Here is a 21,119-nt window from a genome sequence, read left to right on the forward strand (position 1 = left end):
CGCCATAAAAAAAGCGCGCAGCCTGCGCGCTTTTTTATTGGGCGGCCAAGCGATCAAGGCCCGTCTGTCGACAAGGCGTAGTTCACATGCTGCGGCAGCACCAGCTGACCCTGGCTGTTGGGCACGGCCTCGATATGGATCTGCGGTTGCGCCGCGCTCACGCTGCCAAAGATGGTGGCGAACGCGATGTCGGCGGCATCACGCCCCGTGGCGAAACGCACAAAGCCCATCGGGATTGCCGTGCCCGAGGGGTCGAACATGTACCAGCGCTCGCCCAGGTAGACCTCGACGTAGGCATGGAAATCGGGCGGACCCAGCACCGGATCGGCGCCGTAGTCCATGCCGCTGGCCATGCGCGCCGGCAGGCTGGCGGCGCGGCACAGCGCGATCATCAGGTGCGCAAAATCGCGGCATACGCCGACCCGCTCAATCAGGGTGTCGATGGCTGAGGTCGTGCTGTTGCTGGTGTTGCCCTGAAAGCTCACATGCTGCTGTACCCAATCACAAATCGCCTGCGCGCGGCTGTAGCCCAGCGGCAGGTGGCCGAACTGGCTGTTGGCGAGTGTGAGGAGCCGGTCCGACTGGCAATAGCGGCTGGGATACAGATAAGGCAACACCTCGCCGGGCAAGGCAAGCGGGTTGAGTTCGGGCAACGAAGCCGGTTGCGCTTCATAGTGAATGAGCTCCACCACGGCGGTATAACTCAGCGTGAAGGTGCCGGGTTGGGCGTGCACGCGCAGAAGCCGGCTTTGCGTGGCCGGGTCGGTGTAGCTGCTGGTGAGAACAGGCTGGCTCAGGCCCAGGGACTCCTGCACCACGATCTGCCGCGGCGTGTAGGCGGCCTGGATATTAAAAATAAAGTCGGCGCCCGGCGCCATCACCTCGTAGCCCAGCACGGTGGAAAATTCAAGCCTGACCATGGAATGCCTTCTGCCTTGGGGGTTGGCTACAAAAAAAGAGCCGATGTGTACGCGGCGACAGGAAACCGTCGCCATCACCGCCCATTAGGCGCGCAAAAAAGACCTGCATTTCCGATTGGCGAAATTTGCGGGGAAGCGCTGGCCTTCAAGGCCGACAAGCCGGCGTCGCCGGCGCCTACACATCACACCCCGCGAAACTCGCGCCGGTAGGCCGATGGCGACGTACCCAGCGTGGCCGCGAAATGCTGGCGCAATGACACCGCCGAGCCGAAACCCGCATCCACCGCAATCTGCTCCATCGAGCGGTCAGTTGATTCAAGCTGGCGCTGCGCCAGCCCGAGACGCTGGCTGGTGAGCCACTGGCCTACCGTGGTGCCCGTGACCTGCCGGAAATGCCGCGTGAAAGTGCGCCGGCTCATCAGCGCCCGCGCCGCCAGCGCATCCAGGCTGTGCGGCTGGCCCAGGTTTTTCTGCACCCAGGCGAGGATGGCCGACAGCCGGTGGTCTGCGCCCGTCGCGGGCAGAGGCTGCTCAACATACTGCGCCTGCCCGCCCTGGCGCTGCGGCGCCACCACCATGCGGCGCGCCACGCGGTTGGCCACCTCGGCGCCGTAGTCCAGGCGCAGCACATGCAGGCAGCAGTCAATGCCGGCGGCCGTGCCGGCAGAGGTCAGTACGTCGCCGTCGTCCACATACAGCACGTCGGGCTGCAGGCGCACTTGCGGGTAACGCGCGGCAAAGGCTGAGGCCAGGGCCCAGTGCGTGGTCGCCGGCCGGCCATCGAGCAGCCCGGCTTCAGCCAGCACAAATGCGCCCAGGCACAGGCCCACGATGCGCGCGCCGCGCCGGTGTGCGGCCTGCAAGGCTTTGAGTAAAGCCTCGGGCGGGCGCTCCATAGGATCACGCCAGGACGGCACCACGATGGTCTGCGCTTTCGCCAGTGCACCCAGGCCTTTTTGCACCTGGATGCCGAAGCCCGAGGTGGTGCGCAGCGCGCCGGGCTTTTCAGCACACACCACCAGCTTGAAGCCCGGCAGGTCAGCGGAGGAGAAATCGTTGCCGAACACCATGCATGGCACTGACAGGTGAAAAGGGCTGATGCCGTCAAAAGCCACTACAGCGACTGTGTGGGCCGTTGTTGCGGGCGATGCGGCTTTTCGGGCTGAACCCAGGGTGCGTCGCGACATGGCCCGATTCTATCGACTATTGACATTTGGGCCACTGTCGTCCAATCCCGCCCAGCGCAACAATTGAGGCACCAAGCAACGCTTTAACTTTCAGAAAGCCCTTTATGACCCACACCGATGCCAAAGCCCCACGCCGTGCCCTTGTTGTGATCGACGTACAGATGGAGTACTTTACCGGCGGACTGCTGATCGAATACCCACCGGTGGCGCAGACCCTGCCCAACATCGGCCGCGCCATGGACGCTGCCCGTGCAGCCGGCATTCCGGTGGTGGTGGTGCAACACAGTGAGTCGGCCGCCGCGCCGGTGTTTGCCAAGGGCTCGGCCACCTGGGCGCTGCACGACACCGTGGCCAGCCGCCCGCGCGACCACTACATCGAAAAAGCCTGGCCAAGCGTCTACACCGGCACCGACTTTGCGCAGTGGCTTGAACAGCACGGCATCGACACGTTGACCGTGATCGGCTACATGACGCACAACTGCGATGCCTCCACGATTTTTGAAGCCACGCATCGCGGCCTGCATGTGGAGTTTTTACAAGACGCCACCGGCGCCCTGCCTTACGCCAACGAAGCCGGCCAGGCCAGCGCTGAAGAAATCCACCGCGTGTTCAGCGTGGTGTTTCACTCGCGCTTTGCCGCCACCGGTTCCACCGATGCGTGGATAGCCGCCATTCAGGCCGGGGGCAGGCTGGAGAAGAACAATGTGCTCGCATCGAACCGGGCGGCGCTGGCCGCGCGGTGATCAGCTACCGGCCGTCAGGCCGACGCTGGCGCGGCCGTCCGCTCCCACGGGCACGTCGCCGGCCACGGTGACCCGCCGCACCACGCGATGCTGGTCGCCGTAGTCGTTGATCGCATAGTGCTGGGTCGCGCGGTTGTCCCAGATCGCGACGTCGCCTTCGGTCCAGCGCCAGCGCACGGTGTTTTCCAGCCGCGTGATGTGGTTGTGCAGCAGCCCCAGCAGATGCGCCGAATCGTGCGACGACTGCCCGGCCAGGCGTTTGGCGAAATGCCCCAGCAGCAACACACGCTCACCCGTCTCGGGGTGTACCTGCACCACCGAATGCTCGGACTCAATCAGCTTGGCGGTAAACACCTTGCGGTAGGCGCGTGTGGCCTCGTCGTCCGTATCGGGCGAGGCTGCGCGCGAGCCCGCATAGTCATAGTCGTTGCCATGCACGGCGCGCAACGACAACGCCAGCGTCTTCAGCGCTTCAGGCAAATGGGTATAGGCCGCAGCCGTGTTGGCCCAGACCGTATCGCCGCCATACGGCGGTATCACCACGCTGCGCAATATGGACACACGCGGATAAGCCACGGTGAAGGTCATGTCGGTGTGCCAGGAATTGGCGCGCCCGCCATGCTGCGAGTCAATGTCCATCAGCGAAGCCGCGCCGTCCACCACAGGCACGGTCGGGTGCGCGATCAAGGGGCCAAAGAGGCGGCCAAAGGCTTCGTGCTCGGCATTGTCCAGGTGCTGCTGGCCGCGAAAGAAGATGACCTTGTGTTTGAGCAATGCCTGGTGGATTTGCGCGAAGGTGTCAGCTTGCAGTGAGCCTGACAGGCGCACGCCGCGGATCTCGGCGCCTATGCGGCCGGCAAGGGGCGTGATGTCCAGCGTGTTGGCCTGAACGGAAGCGGAAAGCGGGGCAGTGAGAACGGCACTCATGGGTTGTCCTTTTTTGAAAGCGTGGCCGCCGGCTGCGGCGGGAGGGTGGTCCAGCATAGGCAAGCCCTGCCCGCCCGTGAACAACGCAAATCGGTTTTGCTTAGAAGGAATTTGCAGCACGCCCCGCAGCATGCCCGTACGCACCAGCTGCTGACTGGAGGCGTCTATCGATATTTGGAATTCTTCCTTCCGCCCCTGCGTATCAAACCGTAAAGTCGCGCCCTTGACTTTTCAACACCCGCAGGAAGAAACATGCACCGCAGACTATTCGCCCGGCTTATTGCACTGAGCTCCATCACCCTGACCCTCGCATCGGCCTCGCTGCATGCACAAGACCTGCCTCCTGAAGTGCGATTTGCCTGGGCCGGCGGCCCCCGCGTGTGGGTGCTGGGCAAGATCGACCAGTCTTTCGACAAGGCCTTCGGCACCAAGGTGCGCTGGATTCCGTTCGCCACCGGCGCTGATGTGCTGTCTCTGTTTGCGGCCAAGGAAATCGACATCGCCCGCTTCGGCTCCAGCCCCGCCGTCGCCGGTATTGCACGCAAGCTGCCGATCGAGATCATCGGCGTGCCCGAAGTCATCGCCACCAGCGAACGCCTGATTGGCCGCACAGGCAAGGGTGTGGCCAGCCTGAAAGACATCGAAGGCAAGGCCGTAGGCTACCCGGCCAACTCCACCGCTCACTATGCGCTGGAGGCCGCCATCAAGGCCCACAAGCTCGACAAATCGAAGATCAAGCTCGTGCCGCTCAAGCCCGCCGAGCTGGTGGCTGCGTGGAAGCGAGGCGACATCGATGCGGGTTATGTGTGGGGACCTTTCAGCCAGCAGCTTGAAGCCGACGGCGGTAAAGAGATTTTTGCCACCAAGCAACTACAAAAAGACGGCTACCTGGTCTATAACAACTTCGTTGTGCGCACGGAGTTCGCGCAAAAGTACCCCGAGATCGTCGTGAAATTCCTGCGCACCTACCAGGAAAAACTCGACCAGTACCAGAAGGATCCTGAAGGCTCGACCGCCGCGATTGCCAAACACCTGGACATCCCGGTCGAAACAGCGCGCAGTGTGTTGAACGGGCTGGAGCAGGTATCGCTGACGCAGCAGGTCTCGCCCGCCTTCCTGGGCAACGGCTCGGGCAGCGGCGGCACCACACCGACGGCCGGCATCACGCGCGCGGCCAAAGACACGGCCAACTTCCTGGTCGAGATCGGTGAAGTCCGCAAGGCCGACGTTCCCGAATCTTACGCACCGTCCATCAATTCCAGCTATGCCCTCCGCGCTCTCGGCAAGTGACGCGGTAGCGGCTCACCCGGGCCTGAATCCGCCGGGGCCGGCGCGGGTGCCGGCCACGCTGACTCTGCAGGCCGCAGCCAATGAGGCGGGCGTGAACCCCACGCCCTCCGCGCCGGCTGGGTCCGCCCGGCTGCCACGCACTCTTGGGCGCTGGCAGCTGGCTTCCATCAGCGCAGGCTCAGTGCTGGCTGTGCTGGTGCTGTGGCAGTTGTCGGGTAGCTTGAAGTGGATAGATCCGCTGCTGCTGCCACCACCCAGCGAGATTGCCACCAGCACACTCGAGCTGCTGGAGACCGGCTACCGCCAGGTGCCGCTGTGGCAACACTTCGGTGTGAGCGTGCTGCGCGCCCTGGCCGCGTTCTTCGTCGCCATCCTGGTGGGCATTCCGGCGGGTTTGACGATGGGCTTGTCGCCGACCTTCAATGCCGTGCTCAATCCTTTTGTGCAATTCCTGCGGCCGCTGCCCAAGATCGCACTGATTCCGCTCACCGTGGTGTGGTTCGGCATCGGCGAAGGCTCCAAGTTTTTCCTGATCTTTATCTCCTGCTTTTTGAGCGTCACCGTGGGCGCTGCGGCGGCCGTGGCCAGCGTCAGCCAGGGCCGCATACGCGCGGCCCAGGTGCTGGGCGCAAACCGCCGGCAGATTTACACCCACGTGGTGCTGCCCCATGCCGCCCCTGAGCTGTTCACTGCCGTGCGCCTGTCGGTGGGCATAGGCTGGACTTCGCTGATCGCCGCCGAGATGGTGGCCGCAACGTCCGGCATCGGCTGGATGGTGATGAACGCCGGCGCTTACCTGCGCACCGATGTGGTCATGCTGGGCATCGTGCTGTTGGGTGGAACGGGCTATTTGTTTGACCTGTTGCTGGTGCTGGCGCAGCGGGCAACCGTACCCTGGGCAGGGAAAGACGCATGAGCCGCCCATTGATCGAAATCACGTCCGTGGCCAAGTCTTTTGCGGCCGGCGGCGCGGGCCGGGAACGCACACTCGCACTGGACCATGTATCGCTGTCGATTGCCGAGGGCGAATTTGTCTGCCTGCTGGGGCCCTCGGGCTGCGGCAAGTCCACCATCCTGAATCTCGTCGCCGGCTTTGAGGCCGCCGACAGCGGCAACGTACGCTTTGACGGCGCACAGGTGCGCGGGCCGGGCCCCGAGCGCGGCGTGGTGTTTCAGCAGCCTATGCTGTTTCCCTGGCTCAATGTGATCGACAACATCACCTTCGGGCCGCGCCTGGCAGGCGTCTCACCCGATGTTTACGGCCCGCAGGCCGAGCGCTACCTGCGCCTTGTCGGGCTTCAGGGCTTTGGCCAGCACGCGCCGTATCAGCTCTCAGGCGGCATGCGGCAGCGCGTGGCATTGGCGCGCGCCTGGCTGCCCAAACCCAAGGCGCTGCTGATGGACGAGCCCTTCGGTGCGCTCGACGCGCAGACGCGGCTGGTGATGCAGGAGCTGCTGACCTCGGTCTGGGAAAGCACCGGCACCACGCTGCTGTTTGTCACGCATGACGTGGACGAAGCGATCGCGCTGGCCGACCGCGTGCTGGTGATGTCGGCCCGGCCGGGCCGTATCTGTGAAGAGTGGACTATTCCTTTCGAACGGCCCCGCAAGCTGGAAGACATCGTGGCCGACCCGCGCTTTGGCGAGCTCAAGCGCGATGTGCTCAAGGTGGTGCGCCATGAAGCGCGCGCGGCGGCGGCCCTGGAGACAAGCTTGTGACGATTTTTAAATTTGACCTGTACCGCGGCCTGCGCCTGCGGCAAAACGACATCCTCGAAGAAGCCGAGGCTCTGGGCCGCACGCTGGGTGTTCCGGATGCGCTCAAAGGCCGCATAGGCGTGTCGGCCAGCAACTCCAGTGCGCCGGGCCCCTTGCGGCCTGCGGTGGTTGAAGCGCTGGTGCGCGGCTCGGGCGACTATGTTCCGCTGGTGCAGATCGGCGACGACGTGCGCCGCGTGGTCAAGTCGGTGCTGGGCGATGGCTATGACGCGGCTGTGGTCAACGGCGCGGAAGCGGGCCTGGCGACCAGCTATGCCGCCTTGCTGGCGCCGTCGCAGGTTGGCGCCGGTGACAGTGCCCGTGCGCGCGTGGTCGTGCCCTATGAACGCCATATCGAGCATCACGCCAGCTACGGCCGCACTGTGCCCGGTATCTACAAAGACTTGTTCGCCGACCGCGGCGCCACCGCGGGTGAACTCGGCCTGCTGGGCCGCCGCCTGCACAACGTGGACATCGCGCTGGTGAAACTCGCCGGTGCGCGCTACCCGGTGCATGGCATCAAGTCTTATCCGGTGCCATTGCTGCTCAACGTCGATGCGGAAGCCTCGGCGGCCGCATTGGCACGCGCGGCTGACGTGGACGCCGCGCAGTTGGCGGGTTTTGTGGCGCTGGGGTATGACACACCCGGCTTCGGCCACGGGCAAAAAGATGCCGACGGCACTTCGGTGCTGCACCGCCGTCTCGGTGAGGTGGCGGCCGAACGTGGCGTGCCCTTTGTGGTCGACAACGCCTGGGGTATGCCTTTCCTGGGCACCGACCTGCGCCGCATAGGCGCCGACGTGGCCTTCTACAGCATGGACAAAGTAGCCGGCGGGCCGACGGCCGGCCTCATCATCGGCCGCGAAGAACCCATGGTGAACATACGCCGCGCGCTGGGCGTGCACAGCGAGCGCTTCGGCAGCGTCTCCGCACATGGCAAAGCCTCACACGTCGCATTCGACCCAGGCAAAGAAGCGCTGGCAGGCACGCTGGCGGCGTTGCGGGTATTGCGCGACGAGCCGCGCGCCATCCTGGACCCGATAGACACCACCTTCGCCATCGTGAAGGAAGAATTTGCGAAGCTGAGCAGTGGCTTCAAGCCGGGCATACAGATCACGCGCTCGGTTAATGCCGGTGGCGTGGAGATCAACTACGAGCGAACCTGGGACGGCCTGGCGGAGGGATCTTTCGGCATACCGATCTTCACCCACGAAGACCGTATTGCACAGACCAATGTGCTGAACAACGCGCTGGCTCGCATGGGCATCGTGCCCAATTTGTCGGATGACGCCAACATCCTGATCACGCCGGGTGCGGGCACCTTTAATGCGAATGGTGAACTCGACGAAGAGCGCGTACGCCTGGTGGTGCGCGGCCAGTTGCTGGCGCTCAAACTGATTCAGGATTGGGGCGACAGGATTGCCGCAGACGCTTAATCCTCCAGCAGGCGCACCTTCACGCTCTTGCCCTTGACGCGGCCAGTGGAAAGCTTGTGCAAAGCCTCGGCGGCGATGTGGCGATCGACCGCGACATAGGTCGAGAACTCGTTGACATTGATCTTGCCGACCTGCTCGCGCGTGAAACCGGCCTCGCCGGTCAGCGCGCCCAGCACGTCACCGGCGCGGATTTTTTCCTTGCGGCCGCCGACGATCTGCAAGGTCACCATGGGCGGCAGCAAGGGCTCGTTGCTTGCCGGCGTCAGTTCGGTCAGCTTGTGCCAGTCGGACTCGGCTTTCTGCAGCACCTCGATTTTCCCGACGTAGCCCATCTCGTCCATGCTGGCCAGGCTGATGGCCCAGCCCTCTTCGTCGGCGCGGCCGGTGCGGCCGATACGGTGGATATGCACTTCGGCATCTGGTGTCACGTCCACATTGATTACCATTGCGAGTTGCGCAATGTCCAGCCCACGCGCGGCCACATCGGTCGCCACCAGCACGGAGCAGCTGCGGTTGGAGAACTGCACCAGTACCTGGTCGCGCTCACGCTGCTCCAGTTCGCCAAACAGAGCCAGTGCGCTGAAGCCCTGCTCTTTCAAATACGCCACCAGTGCGCGGCACTGCGACTTGGTGTTGCAAAACGCCAGCGTGCTGGCCGGGCGGAAGTGCCGCAGTACCTGCGCAACCGCGCCCAGACGGGCTTCGTCATGGTCGCTGTCGGGCACCTGGTACCAGCGCTGCTGGATCTTGGTTTTCTCATGCTGGGCCTGCACCGTGATGGTTTGCGGCGTCTTCATGAACTGCTGGCTCAGCTTGGCGATGCCTTCAGGGTAGGTTGCCGAGAAAAGCAGGGTCTGCCGTTCTTTGGGGCACTGTTTGGCGACGGTGACGATGTCTTCGAAGAAGCCCATGTCCAGCATGCGGTCGGCTTCATCCAGCACCAGAGTGTTCAGCGCTTCCAGGGTCAGGTTCTCGCGGGCCAGATGGTCCATGATGCGGCCGGGCGTACCCACCACAATGTGTGCGCCGTTTTCCAGGCTGGCGGTCTGGTTGCGCAGCGGCACACCGCCGCACAGCACCACCACCTTGATGTTTTCCTCGGCCCGCGCCAGACGGCGGATCTCGGTCGCCACCTGGTCGGCCAGCTCGCGCGTCGGACACAGCACCATGGCCTGCACCGCAAAGCGCCGCACATTGAGGTTGGCCAGCAGAGGAATGGCAAAGGCCGCGGTTTTGCCGCTGCCGGTTTTGGCCTGGGCGATCAGGTCTTTGCCCAGCAGCGCCACCGGCAGGCTGGCAGCCTGGATGGGCGTCATGCTGAGGTAGCCGAGCTGCTTCAGGTTGGCCAGTACGGCGGCGTTCAGGGGCAGGCTGGCGAAGTCGGTGCTGCCAGCGGAGGAAGGAGAAGAAGAGGAGCTCATCCCTCATTATCCGCTCCAGCCCTATTTCAGCCCTTATCAGCGATGGCAAAACACCGGGCGGCGCTTCTCCACAAAGGCGGCCGTACCCTCCCGCGCATCCTGCGAGCCTGCCGCAATCATGAACTGCGCGGCCTCTAACGCCAGGCCCTCGTCGATGGAAACATTGAGGCCACGCGTCACCGCGCGCAGCGAAGCTGTCACCGCCACGGCGGAGTTGGCGGCAATCAGGTCCGCCATACGCAGGCATGCCGGCAGCAAGTCATGGGCAGGCACCACATGGTTGATCAGACCGATCAACAAAGCCTCTTCCGCGCTGATCGCCTCGCCGGTCAGGATCATTTCATTGGCGCGTTTGCGGCCGATGTGGCGCGGCAGGCGCTGCGTGCCGCCAAAGGGCGGCGGAAAACCGAGGCGGATTTCCGGTTTGGCAAAACTGGCATGCTCAGCCGCAATCGCAAGGCTGCAGGCTTCCATGGTTTCGCAACCGCCGCCAAAGGCCATGCCGTTGACCGCCGCGATGATGGGCTTGGGGTAGTTTTCAATGCGGCGGGTCATGGCCTGGCCGCGCATCACGAAGTTCCGGTAGGCTGCTTCGGGCGATGCGGCGATGTCGGGCGCGAAGCCGGCGATGTCGGCGCCCGCGCTGAAAGCCTTGTCGCCCTGCCCCGTCAGCACCAGGCAGCGCACGCTGTCGTCGCGCTCCAGCGCGTTGAGCCGGTCCATCAGTTCGTCGATCAACTCGTAACTGAGGGCATTGAGTTTGTGAGGCCGGTTCAGCGTCAGCACCACGTGCTGGCCATGGCGTTCGGTTTCTATCAGCATCTTGTCTCCATGGGATTTGACATGGCGGCGCCGGGTGATGCCCATAACAGGACGCCGGAGCCGCGCGGGGCGCCCACAAAGTAAGTTGCGGCCTGCGGCGTGACAAAGGACTGGCCGCGCTCCAGCACAACGTCGCTCTCCGGGCCGAGCCCGGCCAGCGCATCGCTGGTGATCCAGAGGGTGCCTTCGGCGCAGGTCAGGGCCTGGCCTTGGGGCAGGCGAAAGTGTTTCGGGATAGGCCCGAGCTTCAACGGGGTTTGCAGAGCATGCATTGCGGACTCCTTGAAAAGTGTGGTTTGATTCTTCAACGGAGCCGGCCCGCGTGGCCGGATGGTTTGTCATCCGGGGTATTCCAATCACTCATGCCATGCTGAGCCCTTCTTCCTCCCATGCGCTGCGCGCCATGTCGCTCGATGCCATACGCGGCTTCGAATCGGCCGCGCGCCACCTGAGCTTCACGGCCGCGGCCGAAGAGTTGTGCATCACGCAGTCGGCGGTGAGCAAACAAGTCAAAAGTCTGGAAGATGCGCTGAGCACGGTATTGTTCTTGCGCGGCGGAAAAGGGCTGAGCCTCACGCCCGAGGGCCGTCAGCTCTTTGAGGCGGCCCGCAACTCACTCGCACAACTGGCCTCGGCCGTAGACCGCCTGCTGGCAGCAGACAGGGTCTCGGTCTCCGTCAGCACCACGCCCTCATTTGCGGCGCTGTGGTTGGCACCCAAGCTCGCACAGTTTCAGCAAATGGAGCCCGCGATTGATGTGCGTGTCGATGCCTCGGAGGCACGGGCCAACCTGGAGCGCGAAGGCCTGGACATGGCTGTGCGGCTGAGCCAGGTGCTGCCGGACGACCCCGCCCCGCCGCACTTGCTGCAGGAGCAGGCGCTGCTGGTGGCCGCGCCTGAGGTTGCGGCGCGCATCCACGCCGCTGACGGTATCTTGCAAACACCGCTGCTTGTTTACTACGACCCGGCTACGCGCTTTCCCTGGATGTCATGGCCGGCCTGGTACGAGCGACTGGGGCTCAAACAATCGGCCCAACAACCGTGCCTCTACTTTTCACAGTACGAGCATGTGTTGACCGCCGCCGTGCAGGGCGCTGGCATTGCCATAGGGCGCACACCGCTGGTGTTACCGCTGCTGCGCAGCGGCCAGCTGCAAGTGGTCCTGCCTGGCGAGTCGGTCCCGGGACTGGGCTATCGCATCATCATCTCGACCCACAGCGCGGAACGGCCGGCGGTACAAAAATTCCGCGCCTGGCTGGAGCGCGAACTCGCACTCGAAGCCATCGCCTGATAACGCGACGGAGCTGAGGCCTCTTACGCTCCTTACGCCCAGACACCTGTGGTTGCCAGGGCAGGTGACAACTCCGCCTCACCCCAACGCAAAGGCAGTGAGTTCTCCACCAGCCGCATGGACTGCACCTTGAAGCGCAGCAGACGCTGGGCGCCGGTGAAAGATTCGACCTCCGGGCCATCCCAGATGATCTCCGCCATGACGGCCAGGTAAAGCAGGTCGCCGTTGTCGAAGTCGGCAAACAACAAACCGGCGCGCGGGTTCACCACAATATTGCCCAGTGTGTTGAAGAAAAAGTTGCCAAAAAAATCCGGCATGGTGAGCGTGCCATCGGCTTCCACCCGCACAAAACCCGGCTTGCCGCCACGGTGCGACACGTCCACACCGCCTGCGCGGCCGGCTTGCTCACTGTCGCCCGCATAGGCGGTAGCGATAAAGAGGGTGTCGGCCAGCCCGATCATGCGGCGTGCGGCGTCGTTCAGTTGCGCGGATTCGTGGATCACCGGTTTGGGGGAACGCGCCTGATCCACATACTCCGGCTCACGCGCCTGGATGTACTTGGGGCAGTTGCCAAAACTCTGGCTCACTTCCACCGCAAAGCCCGAAGCATTGAGGCCGCGAACGATGCCGTTCATGCGGTTACGCCGGCGCGTGTGCGGCTCCAGACCCAGAAGGCCGATGGGCGCACCATCAACCAGGGTTGCTTGTAAGGGGTCGCCCGCCAACGGTTGCGCGCGCAGCACCAGGTGATGCGGATCCGGCGAGTGGATAAAACCCGGCGGCTGGGCCAGTATCGAAGCCCAGGGCTGGCCGGCATCGTCTACCGTGCCGGCCACAACGAAAGGCAGTTGTTCGAAAAATTCGCGGTGCTGGTCGGGCATGAAGTCGCGGATCACCCGCGGGCCGATTTCCGCCATGCGCTCACGCACGGCCGCGCCCACACGCGCCTGCACGGCGCGCTCACCTTCGTGAAATGCCGGGGCGGTCATGCGGCCAACCCCACGGGGGTCCTCACCATGGGTACAAAGCGCGGCAAGGCTTCGATGCGGGCCAGCCAGGCGCGCAGCTTGGGATAAGCCTCCAGTGACACATTGCCTTCTGGCGCATGAGCCGCATAGCTGTAGTTGGCAATATCGGCCAGCGTAGGCGTGCTGCCCGCCAGAAAAGCGGACTGGCCGAGTTGCTGCTCCATCACAGCGAAGAGGGCGTGGGCGCGTTCAATCGCCTCCGGGCTTTCGGGCCGCTTGAACAGCTGGATCACACGCGCCGCAGCGGGACCATAAGCGAGCTGGCCGGCCGCCACCGAGAACCAGCGCTGCACAGCCGCCGCAGCCAGCGGGTCGCGCGGCAGCCACTGGTCCGCATCCGGTGCGTAGCGTGCATTGAGGTAGACGAGGATGGCGTTGGAGTCGGCCAGCGTGACATCACCGTCCTGGATCACCGGCACCTGGCCGAAGGCATTCATCGCCAAGAAGGCAGGCGTCTTGTGGCCCTTGGTGGCCAGATCGATCTCGATGCGTTCGAAGGGCAGGCCCAGCAGGGAGAGAAACAGCTCCACCCGGTGCGAGTGGCCGGAGATGGCGACGCGGTGCAAGCGGATGGGCTGGGCGGGGGCGGCTTTGGCGGTGGGTGTGCTCATGGTGGTCTTTCTGTTTTGGGGTGAACGCCAGGAAATGGCTTGGTCAGATGTGGATTCTGTTTGAACCGTTTAATTGAATAAATGGCGTGCATCACATTTAACTAATCCGATAACTGGATGAATTGCCTCAACAGGCGTAGCATGTCGCCATGGACAAGCTCAAGGCCATGGAGGCCTTTATTCACATTGCCGAGCAAGGCAGCCTCACCGCCGCGGCGCAGGTCATGGAGTCCTCCTTGCCCGCCATGGTGCGCACGCTGGCGGGCCTGGAAGCAGAGCTGGGCGTGCGGCTTTTCAACCGCACCACGCGGCGCATCTCGCTCACAGAGGAAGGCCGCCGCCACCTGGAAAGCTGCCGCCAGATCCTGACTTCGCTGGCCGATGCCGAGGCGGCGCTTTCGGCCGACGCTGCCGAGCCCGCCGGCCACCTCACCATCACCGCGCCCATGCTGTTTGGGGAAATGCATGTGGCGCCCGCCGTGACACGCTTTGTGCAGCACCACGAGAAGATGCGCTGCTCCATGGTGCTGCTGGACCGCGTGGTCAATTTGCTCGAAGAAGGCATCGATGTGGGCATACGCATTGGCGAGCCCGAGGACTCCAGCCTGGTGGCGCAGAACGTGGGCTATATCCGCCGCCTGGTGGTGGCCAGCCCGGCCTGGCTGCGCCGCCACGGTGTGCCCCAGCACCCCAAAGACCTGCTCAAGGCCAACTGCGTGCGCATCACCGACCATTCCCCCACATGGGGCCCGTTCAATGACGGGGGCCGGCCCCTGCGCCTGGCGGTCAGTGGTAATCTGGAGTTCAACCAGATCGCACCGGCCGTGGCGGCATGCGTGGCGGGGGCGGGTTTGGGTTCTTTTTTCTCATACCAGGTGGCGCCGTTTTTAAAGACCAAGCAGCTGCGCACCGTGCTGCAGGATTTTGAGCCGCCGCCCCGGCCCATCAACCTGGTCTATCCGCACGCCCGGCTACTGCCCATGCGCACGCGGGTGTTCATCGAGTGGATGAAAAAGGAACTGCGGGAGTTCCAGTCTTGACAGCCGGCATTCAGGCACCAGATAAGAGAAGAAAAGAGAAGAAGGAATACAGCGCATGCAGACTTTTGACTTTGACCTTTTTGTGATCGGCGGCGGCAGCGGCGGTGTGCGCGCGGCGCGCATGTCGGCCCAGCGCGGCGCGCGCGTGGCCCTGGCTGAATTTGCCGCCATGGGCGGCACCTGCGTGAATGTGGGCTGCATCCCAAAAAAGCTCTACAGCTACGCCGCCCACTACGGCGACAGTTTTGAAGAATCGCACGGCTTCGGCTGGGTGGGCGAGAAGCCGGTATTCGACTGGGACCTGCTCAAGGCCAACCGCGCACGGGAGATCGCGCGGCTCAACGGCATTTACGTGCAGCTGCTTGACACGGCCGGCGTGAAGATCATCAAAGGCTGGGCGCGACTGCTGGATGAGCACACCGTCGAAGTCGACGACAAGAAGTTCACGGCCAAATACATCCTGATCTCCACCGGCGGCACCGCCACCGTGCCGGCCGTGCCGGGGCGTGAGCATGTGGTGACCTCCGACCACATGTTCGACCTCAAGCCCTTTCCCAAGCGCCTGCTGGTGGTGGGCGGCGGCTACATCGCCAGCGAATTCGCCTCCATCTTCAATGGCCTGGGCTCAGAGGTGACGCAGGTGCACCGCCGCGACATGCTGCTTACGGGCTTTGACGACGATGTGCGGCGTTTTATCGCCGCCGAAATGAGCAAGACCGGCATCAAGCTGCAACTGGGCGCTGAAGTGGCGGCCATCAAGAAGACCGATTCCGGCCTGCAGGTGGAACTCAAAGGCGGTACCAGCCTTGAAGTCGATACCGTGCTCTACGCCACCGGCCGCGTAGCCAATGCCAATGGCATCGGGCTTGAAACTGTTGGCGTGGCGTTGAATGCGGCCGGCGCTGTTCAGGTCAATGACCAGTACCAGACTTCCGTGCCGTCGATTTATGCGCTGGGCGACGTGACGGCCCGCCTGCAGCTCACCCCGGTGGCAACTGGTGAAGCCATGGTGGTGGTGGACCAGCTCTTTGGCCCCGCCGCCGGCAAAAAACCGCGCAACATGAGCTACGAGTTTGTGCCGACCGCCGTGTTCACCCACCCCAACATCGGCACGGTCGGTTATTCGGAAGCCGATGCGCGCAAAAAATTCGGCAAGGTCACGGTGTTTCGCGCCGACTTCAAGGCGCTCAAGCACACGCTGAGCGGCAGCACCGAACGCACGCTAATGAAGCTGCTGGTGGAAGACGCCACCGACCGCGTGGTGGGCCTGCACATGGTGGGGCCCGACGCCGGGGAGGTCGTGCAGGGCTTTGCGGTGGCGATGAAGGCCGGCGCGACCAAGGCGGTTTTTGACAGCACCATAGGCATCCACCCCACGGTGGCCGAGGAGTTCGTGACGATGCGGGATCCGGTCAAGGATTGAGCTCAGCGCAATGCCGTCGCCGGTGGCCTCGCGCTATTCTTTATTCCGAGAGCACCCAAGGAGAGAAAGAAAAATGAGATTACTGATTGCGCTGATTCTTCCGTGGCTGACCTTCTTCACCATCGGGCGGCCATTTGCGGGCATTTTCTGCCTGCTGCTGCAAATCACCCTGATCGGCTGGTTGCCGGCCACGATCTGGGCCGTTTATGCACTGAGCCAGTACAAAACGGACCAGAAAATCAAAGAGGCACTGGCCAGCCAGGGGCGCGGCTAGGCGCCCGCCCGCAGGCTGCGCTTAATCCGTGTCGGAGTCGCTGTCGTCCGCGGCGCCGGCATCCGGCTCACGGTCTTTCAGCCGCGCCGCCAGCCGCTCCCGAATAGCGCCGGCCTCATCCAGAAACTGCGGCACAGGCACCGCCGGCGCCATACGCAAAGCCGGCGGGTAGATGGTCGACATATACAGCTTGTTCGACAGGCGCTTGTTCTGCAGCCAGTTGGTGCCCAGCATGGCCACAAGGCCCAGCACAGCCACACCCGCCACCAGCCCCGCCAGGCCGCGGCGCCGCTGCGGCACGATCACCGTCAGGTGCAGGTAAATCGCCACAGCAGCACCCAGCAAGGTCAGCTGCACTTCAAAGCGCGACAGGCTTTCCAGCGAAAACATGAAAGCGAGCAAGCCGGCCAGTACGGACACCAGCTGAATCCCCAAGGCGCTGGCGCAGGCGATGCGCACATGCCGCCAGAACTGCAGGCGGTGGGTAAAGAGCTTGGTCGCCAGGGCCCACAAACCCGCCCAGACAGCCGTGCCCATCGCCACTGCCGCAAGCAGGCCGGGCAATTGCCGCGCCAGTTGGGACGGCTCGGTCAGCGTAAGCCACGACTGGCCCACCACCAGGGCAAGCATGCCCATGACGGCCCATACCGTCCAGGCCACAGTGCGCCACGGGAAGCGCGGCAGCGGCTCTTCGGCCGCGATGGGCGCCTCGGCCAGGCGCAGGCCCAGCTTCAGGCGGCCCAGGGTCAGGGCTTCGCTGTCAGGCCAGTTGAATTGTGTGCCCTGCCCATGCTGTGCGCGCCCCAGCGCCACGCCGTTGACGGTGTCCAGCACCTGCACGGTGACCACGCCCTCCGGCGTGCGGTCTATGCGCAGATGCTCGCCGGCCACATGGCTGTCGTCCAGCACCAGGTCGGCCGTGAGCGCGCGGCCCACGGTGACGGGCCAGTGCCGCACGTCCAGCTTGGCCACCAGGGCCCCATTTCGATCAGTCGCCTGCAACAGGCCCAGGATGCCGGCGCTCATCGTACGGCCTCCCATTTAAAGCCGCCCAGGTAGTGCTCGACCAGCTTGAGGCCGTTGTCAAAGCTCACCCCCTGCGCGTCCATGCGCCCTTGCACGCCACGCGTGGACTGGTTGACCGACATGGTCAGCACCGACACGTCGTAAAGGCCCGGCAGCTTGCGGTAGGCGCTCATGCAGACCACGGCGCGCATCGGCATGCCGCCGGTCTCGATAAATCGTTCCGAACACTCGGCCGGCGTGGCCTTGCGCGAGCCCCGGGTGGAGAAATATTCATTGGCAAAGCTTTGTGAATACATGGCGGCAAAGCGCAAGGGCCCCAGCTTGGGCGCGTTATAGGCCTCATAGCGCAGGCGTATGTAGCCGGTGTTGAAGTCGCCCGCAAACACGTGGCTGTCGATCTGGCAGTCGGTGCGCTCGAGCTCAAAGGCCTTGAAGTCGGGCTCACGCCCGCGGCCCCAGCAGCGGGCCAGCGCGTCGTCAGGCACGGGCACGCTGTAGCCGTCGTGTTTTTGCGGCGTGAGCGGCGTCGCGGTAAAACGCTGTGTCAGCAGCGCCTGGTGCTCGCCGAGCTGGCGCGCCACTTCGGCATGCGCAGGTTTGGTGATGGGCTTGGCCGACGCGGCCTTGGCCAGCAGGGCCTGGGCGAATTCGGCGGGGATCAGGAAACTCAGCAAATCGCCATCGAGCCGCTTGGACACATTGACGCCCACCACCTGGCCCGAATCATCCAGCGCAGGGCCGCCGCTCATGCCGGGGTTGAGCGCACCGCCGAAGAAGATACGCGGGTAAAAACTGCGCTGCACCAGGCCGTTATAAGTACCTTCGGTGACGGCAAAGCCGATGTCCAGCGGATTGCCCAGCGAATAGATGCGCTCGCCGCGCGCCAGCGGCTTGGCCGCATCGCGGAAAGCCAGTTGCGGCATGCCGCTAGCGGGCGCCTTCACACGCAGCAGGGCCAGGTCGTTGCGCACATCAAAGGCCAGCAGCTCGACTTCGGCCTCCTTGCCGTCGACCGGCACATAAACGCCGCGGTAGCGCTCGGGCTCCAGAGCGAGCTGGCTGGCCACATGGAAGTTGGTGATGATGAGCCCGTTGGCCGACACAAAAAAGCCCGAACCCACGCTGGCCTGGGTGTTGGAGTTGCGCAGCAGTGTGCGTATTTGCACCAGCTTGTCGCGTGTGGTTTCGTAGGCGCGCTGGGCGTCGCGCGAGATCTGGGCAGGAGCCGGCGCTGGGGCCGCTGCCGGGGCGCCGCGTGCGGGCGCCGGGGTTTGAGCGTAAGCCGCATGCAGGCACAGGGCCGCCGCGAGGGCCCCCAGCACGACCTGCATACGTCCCAAGTGCCCTGATGGCTTGTAATGGTTCATCGATGCATTCTAGGGCGGGGCCATGACACTTGCCGCACAATGAGGTGCATGCCTTCGACTTTTCGTCGCCCGCCTCTTTCGTCCCAAGGAGTTTCCATGCGCCGCCTGCTGCTCAACACCATCTTCCTGTCGACCTTGGCTCTGGCAGCCGGCGCTGCACAGGCTTCTTCCCCCGACGCCTGGTCCGCGCATGACAAGGAAGTCGCCGCCGCCTGCGTCAAGGCCAGCGGCCTGAAGAATGCCAAACCCGCCGGCCAGCCCATGGCCTACGATGACAGCGTGGGCCTGACCGCCCTGCTGGTGGCTGGCCGCTACCCGCAGGCGCATATGAAGAACCGGCCGGGCCGCGTCCTGTGCCTCTTTGACCGCAAGAAGCGCGAAGCCGTGGTCACCGAGGCCGATCAAATTACCCTGGCGCCAGTTGCCACCAAAAAATAACACCAACAATCACAAGACAGGCTCATTGTTCATGCCCTACCTCCCGCCTTTCATCGCCCCCACCCGCTACAGCGACCCAGCCGCCGCATTGGCCCAGGTTCGCGCGATTTACGACCAGCAGATCGCCCATCTGCGCGATGCGATGCAGCGCTATGTGGCCGGCGAAACCCTGCCCGGCCATGTGCGCGCCTGCTACCCCTTCGTGCGCATCCACACCGACACGGTGGCGCGCGCCATCCTGGAGACGCCGGACATCTCGCAACTGAGCTTTGGTTTTGTGGCCGGGCCCGGCCGTTTTGAAACCACGCTGACGCGACCCGACCTCTACGGCAATTACTACCTGGAGCAGTTCCGCCTGCTGATGCAGAACCACGATGTGGAGCTGGAGATAGGCACGAGCTCGCAGCCCATCCCCATCCATTTCTCGTTTGCGGAAAACGACCACATCGAAGGCAGCATGGATGCCGCGCGCCGCATGCTGATGCGCGATGTGTTCGACCTGCCCGACCTGGGTGCGATGGACGACGGCATTGCCAACGGCACCTACGAGCCCCTGCCCGGCGAGCCGCAGCCGCTGTCGCTGTTTACCGCAGCGCGTGTCGATTACTCGTTGCAGCGCCTGCGCCATTACACGGGCACGTCGCCACACTGGTTCCAGAATTTTGTGCTCTTCACCAATTACCAGTTCTACATCGACGAGTTTGTGCGCCTGGGCCATGAAGCCATGGCCGACCCGGACAGCGATTACATCGCCTTCATCGAACCTGGCAACGTTGTGACGCGCCGCACCGGCCTGCCCGCGGAGCCGGACGACGAACTCGGCGTGCAGCCGCCGCGCCTGCCGCAAATGCCGGGCTACCACCTGCTGCGCGCCGATCGCACCGGCATCACCATGGTCAACATCGGCGTGGGCCCGGCCAACGCCAAGAACATCACCGACCACATCGCCGTTCTGCGCCCGCACGCCTGGATCATGCTGGGCCACTGCGCGGGCCTGCGCAACAGCCAGCAGCTGGGCGACTATGTGCTGGCCCACGGCTATGTGCGCGAAGACCATGTGCTGGACGAAGAGCTGCCACTGTGGGTGCCCATCCCGGCGCTGGCCGAAATCCAGGTCGCGCTGGAAAAAGCCGTGGCTGACGTGACACACGCGGAAGGCCCCGACCTCAAACGCATCATGCGCACCGGCACCGTGGCCTCGACCGACAACCGCAACTGGGAGCTGCTGCCCGGCAACCAGCCGCAGCGCCGTTTCAGTCAGAGCCGCGCCGTGGCGCTCGACATGGAAAGCGCCACGATTGCAGCCAACGGTTTTCGCTTTCGCGTGCCCTATGGCACCCTGCTGTGCGTGAGCGACAAACCGCTGCACGGCGAGATCAAGCTGCCCGGCATGGCCAACCACTTCTACCGCGAACGCGTCGACCAGCACCTGCGCATCGGTATACGCGCCGTCGAGTTGCTGCGCGCCGAGGGCATCACGCAGCTGCACAGCCGCAAGCTGCGCAGCTTCTCGGAAGTGGCCTTCCAGTAAGCCGGCCGCCCGCGATGACGCCAGCGCCCCTGGTCCAGATCCGCGAAGCCACGCACGATGTCGTCATCGACATGATGTATGCGCGGGCGGACAACTTCACCGGCAAGGTGATCTACAACCATTCACTGTGTTTTTTGCACCCCGAGGCTGAAGCCTGCCTGCGCCGCGCCGTGGCAGGGGCGCGCGGCTTTGGCTTCAAGCTGAAGATTTTTGACGCCTTCCGCCCGCACGAGGCGCAGGAAGCGCTTTGGGCGGTGCTGCCCGTGCCGGGCTATGTGGCCGACCCGGCCAAAGGCTCCAACCACACCCGCGGCGTGGCGGTGGATTTGACGCTGTTGGACGCGGGGGGCCAAGAGCTGGACATGGGCACGTCGGTCGACACCATGACAGAGGTCTCACACCACTTTTATCCCGACCTGTCTGCCGCAGTGCAACTGAACCGCATGTATTTGCTGACCATCATGCTGGAGGCGGGCTTTGTGCACCATCCCACGGAGTGGTGGCATTACCAGCTGCCTGAGGCCAAGGAGTTCGAGCTGGTCAGCAGCTCGGTGTTTGCCGGCTGCCTGGACGCCGCGGCCTGAGC

General features: G+C 64.2%; 22 protein-coding genes. 12 read left to right on the top strand and 10 right to left on the bottom strand.

Annotated elements, in window-relative coordinates; genetic code table 11:
• Positions 1 to 53 precede the first annotated feature (53 nt).
• Together BM408_RS12155 and BM408_RS12160 are read right to left on the bottom strand one after the other, a co-directional pair.
• Positions 54 to 920, bottom strand: coding sequence for a transglutaminase-like domain-containing protein (locus tag BM408_RS12155; protein ID WP_092130135.1), 867 nt, complete (start codon positions 918 to 920; stop codon positions 54 to 56).
• A gap of 182 nt (positions 921 to 1,102) precedes the next feature.
• Positions 1,103 to 2,107, bottom strand: a complete 1,005-nt coding sequence (locus BM408_RS12160) for a GlxA family transcriptional regulator (RefSeq protein ID WP_092130136.1) — start codon at positions 2,105 to 2,107, stop codon at positions 1,103 to 1,105.
• A 104-nt stretch (positions 2,108 to 2,211) separates the two neighbouring features.
• Here BM408_RS12160 and BM408_RS12165 point away from each other — a divergent pair, with 104 nt between their 5' ends.
• Positions 2,212 to 2,850: a cysteine hydrolase family protein gene (locus tag BM408_RS12165; RefSeq protein WP_092130137.1), complete on the top strand. Its 639-nt coding sequence runs from the start codon at positions 2,212 to 2,214 to the stop codon at positions 2,848 to 2,850.
• Here BM408_RS12165 and BM408_RS12170 read toward each other — a convergent pair whose 3' ends face one another.
• On the bottom strand, positions 2,851 to 3,777 hold the full coding sequence (locus tag BM408_RS12170) for a TauD/TfdA dioxygenase family protein (RefSeq protein WP_092130393.1): 927 nt from the start codon (positions 3,775 to 3,777) through the stop codon (positions 2,851 to 2,853).
• Between the two features lie 252 nt (positions 3,778 to 4,029).
• Here BM408_RS12170 and BM408_RS12175 point away from each other — a divergent pair, with 252 nt between their 5' ends.
• From BM408_RS12175 to BM408_RS12190, 4 genes are read left to right on the top strand one after another with little or no spacing between them, the layout of a single operon-like run.
• Positions 4,030 to 5,067 carry a taurine ABC transporter substrate-binding protein gene (locus tag BM408_RS12175; RefSeq protein WP_092130138.1) on the top strand — a complete coding sequence of 346 codons (1,038 nt, stop codon included), beginning with the start codon at positions 4,030 to 4,032 and terminating at the stop codon, positions 5,065 to 5,067.
• The gene (locus BM408_RS12180) at positions 5,042 to 5,983 is read left to right on the top strand and encodes an ABC transporter permease (protein WP_092130139.1); all 942 of its coding nucleotides are present in this window, start codon (positions 5,042 to 5,044) and stop codon (positions 5,981 to 5,983) included. The genes BM408_RS12175 and BM408_RS12180 overlap by 26 nt, the downstream gene beginning before the upstream one ends.
• Entirely contained in the window at positions 5,980 to 6,786 is an 807-nt protein-coding gene (locus tag BM408_RS12185) for an ABC transporter ATP-binding protein (protein ID WP_092130140.1), read from the top strand. The genes BM408_RS12180 and BM408_RS12185 overlap by 4 nt, the downstream gene beginning before the upstream one ends.
• Positions 6,783 to 8,261 (top strand): hypothetical protein, encoded by a 1,479-nt coding sequence (locus BM408_RS12190; protein ID WP_092130141.1) that lies wholly within the window; start codon positions 6,783 to 6,785, stop codon positions 8,259 to 8,261. Before BM408_RS12185 ends, BM408_RS12190 begins: the two co-directional genes overlap by 4 nt.
• Here the strand turns inward: BM408_RS12190 and dbpA are convergent.
• The 3 genes from dbpA to BM408_RS12205 are packed head-to-tail and all read right to left on the bottom strand — an operon-like array spanning position 8,258 to position 10,776.
• Positions 8,258 to 9,682 carry an ATP-dependent RNA helicase DbpA gene (gene dbpA / locus BM408_RS12195; protein ID WP_092130142.1) on the bottom strand — a complete coding sequence of 475 codons (1,425 nt, stop codon included), beginning with the start codon at positions 9,680 to 9,682 and terminating at the stop codon, positions 8,258 to 8,260. The genes BM408_RS12190 and dbpA overlap by 4 nt on opposite strands.
• Before the next feature lie 36 nt (positions 9,683 to 9,718).
• Positions 9,719 to 10,504: a crotonase/enoyl-CoA hydratase family protein gene (locus BM408_RS12200; protein ID WP_092130143.1), complete on the bottom strand. Its 786-nt coding sequence runs from the start codon at positions 10,502 to 10,504 to the stop codon at positions 9,719 to 9,721.
• Complete coding sequence (locus tag BM408_RS12205) at positions 10,498 to 10,776, bottom strand: DUF2917 domain-containing protein (RefSeq protein WP_092130144.1); 279 nt, start codon at positions 10,774 to 10,776, stop codon at positions 10,498 to 10,500. Before BM408_RS12205 ends, BM408_RS12200 begins: the two co-directional genes overlap by 7 nt.
• Before the next feature lie 95 nt (positions 10,777 to 10,871).
• Between BM408_RS12205 and BM408_RS12210 the strand changes: the two genes are divergently transcribed.
• Positions 10,872 to 11,795 carry a LysR substrate-binding domain-containing protein gene (locus tag BM408_RS12210; protein ID WP_092130145.1) on the top strand — a complete coding sequence of 308 codons (924 nt, stop codon included), beginning with the start codon at positions 10,872 to 10,874 and terminating at the stop codon, positions 11,793 to 11,795.
• A gap of 32 nt (positions 11,796 to 11,827) precedes the next feature.
• On the opposite strand, the gene BM408_RS12215 is transcribed toward BM408_RS12210, so the two are convergent.
• Both BM408_RS12215 and BM408_RS12220 read right to left on the bottom strand, forming a co-directional pair.
• The gene (locus BM408_RS12215; RefSeq protein WP_092130146.1) at positions 11,828 to 12,784 is read right to left on the bottom strand and encodes a pyridoxamine 5'-phosphate oxidase family protein; all 957 of its coding nucleotides are present in this window, start codon (positions 12,782 to 12,784) and stop codon (positions 11,828 to 11,830) included.
• On the bottom strand, positions 12,781 to 13,434 hold the full coding sequence (locus tag BM408_RS12220; RefSeq protein ID WP_092130147.1) for a glutathione S-transferase family protein: 654 nt from the start codon (positions 13,432 to 13,434) through the stop codon (positions 12,781 to 12,783). The genes BM408_RS12215 and BM408_RS12220 overlap by 4 nt, the downstream gene beginning before the upstream one ends.
• Positions 13,435 to 13,583: 149 nt before the next feature.
• Here BM408_RS12220 and BM408_RS12225 point away from each other — a divergent pair, with 149 nt between their 5' ends.
• From BM408_RS12225 to BM408_RS12235, 3 genes are all read left to right on the top strand, one after another.
• On the top strand, positions 13,584 to 14,474 hold the full coding sequence (locus BM408_RS12225; RefSeq protein WP_092130148.1) for a LysR family transcriptional regulator: 891 nt from the start codon (positions 13,584 to 13,586) through the stop codon (positions 14,472 to 14,474).
• A gap of 55 nt (positions 14,475 to 14,529) precedes the next feature.
• On the top strand, positions 14,530 to 15,897 hold the full coding sequence (gene gorA / locus BM408_RS12230) for a glutathione-disulfide reductase (protein ID WP_092130149.1): 1,368 nt from the start codon (positions 14,530 to 14,532) through the stop codon (positions 15,895 to 15,897).
• A 73-nt stretch (positions 15,898 to 15,970) separates the two neighbouring features.
• Positions 15,971 to 16,171 carry a YqaE/Pmp3 family membrane protein gene (locus BM408_RS12235; RefSeq protein WP_092130150.1) on the top strand — a complete coding sequence of 67 codons (201 nt, stop codon included), beginning with the start codon at positions 15,971 to 15,973 and terminating at the stop codon, positions 16,169 to 16,171.
• Positions 16,172 to 16,192: 21 nt separating this feature from the next.
• Here the strand turns inward: BM408_RS12235 and BM408_RS12240 are convergent, their stop codons facing one another.
• Both BM408_RS12240 and BM408_RS12245 read right to left on the bottom strand, forming a co-directional pair.
• Positions 16,193 to 17,197 (bottom strand): FHA domain-containing protein, encoded by a 1,005-nt coding sequence (locus BM408_RS12240; protein WP_092130151.1) that lies wholly within the window; start codon positions 17,195 to 17,197, stop codon positions 16,193 to 16,195.
• The gene (locus BM408_RS12245; protein ID WP_254774793.1) at positions 17,194 to 18,564 is read right to left on the bottom strand and encodes a S1 family peptidase; all 1,371 of its coding nucleotides are present in this window, start codon (positions 18,562 to 18,564) and stop codon (positions 17,194 to 17,196) included. The genes BM408_RS12240 and BM408_RS12245 overlap by 4 nt, the downstream gene beginning before the upstream one ends.
• Before the next feature lie 96 nt (positions 18,565 to 18,660).
• Here BM408_RS12245 and BM408_RS12250 point away from each other — a divergent pair, with 96 nt between their 5' ends.
• The 3 genes from BM408_RS12250 to ddpX are packed head-to-tail and all read left to right on the top strand — an operon-like array spanning position 18,661 to position 21,117.
• The gene (locus tag BM408_RS12250) at positions 18,661 to 19,002 is read left to right on the top strand and encodes a hypothetical protein (protein ID WP_092130153.1); all 342 of its coding nucleotides are present in this window, start codon (positions 18,661 to 18,663) and stop codon (positions 19,000 to 19,002) included.
• Positions 19,003 to 19,033: 31 nt separating this feature from the next.
• A complete protein-coding gene (locus tag BM408_RS12255) occupies positions 19,034 to 20,533 on the top strand; it encodes an AMP nucleosidase (RefSeq protein ID WP_092130394.1) in 1,500 nt (499 codons plus the stop codon).
• A gap of 14 nt (positions 20,534 to 20,547) precedes the next feature.
• On the top strand, positions 20,548 to 21,117 hold the full coding sequence (gene ddpX / locus BM408_RS12260; protein WP_092130154.1) for a D-alanyl-D-alanine dipeptidase: 570 nt from the start codon (positions 20,548 to 20,550) through the stop codon (positions 21,115 to 21,117).
• Positions 21,118 to 21,119: the final 2 nt, after the last annotated feature.

Origin of the sequence: Polaromonas sp. YR568, from assembly GCF_900116715.1 — a bacterium.
Classification (GTDB): domain Bacteria; phylum Pseudomonadota; class Gammaproteobacteria; order Burkholderiales; family Burkholderiaceae_C; genus Polaromonas.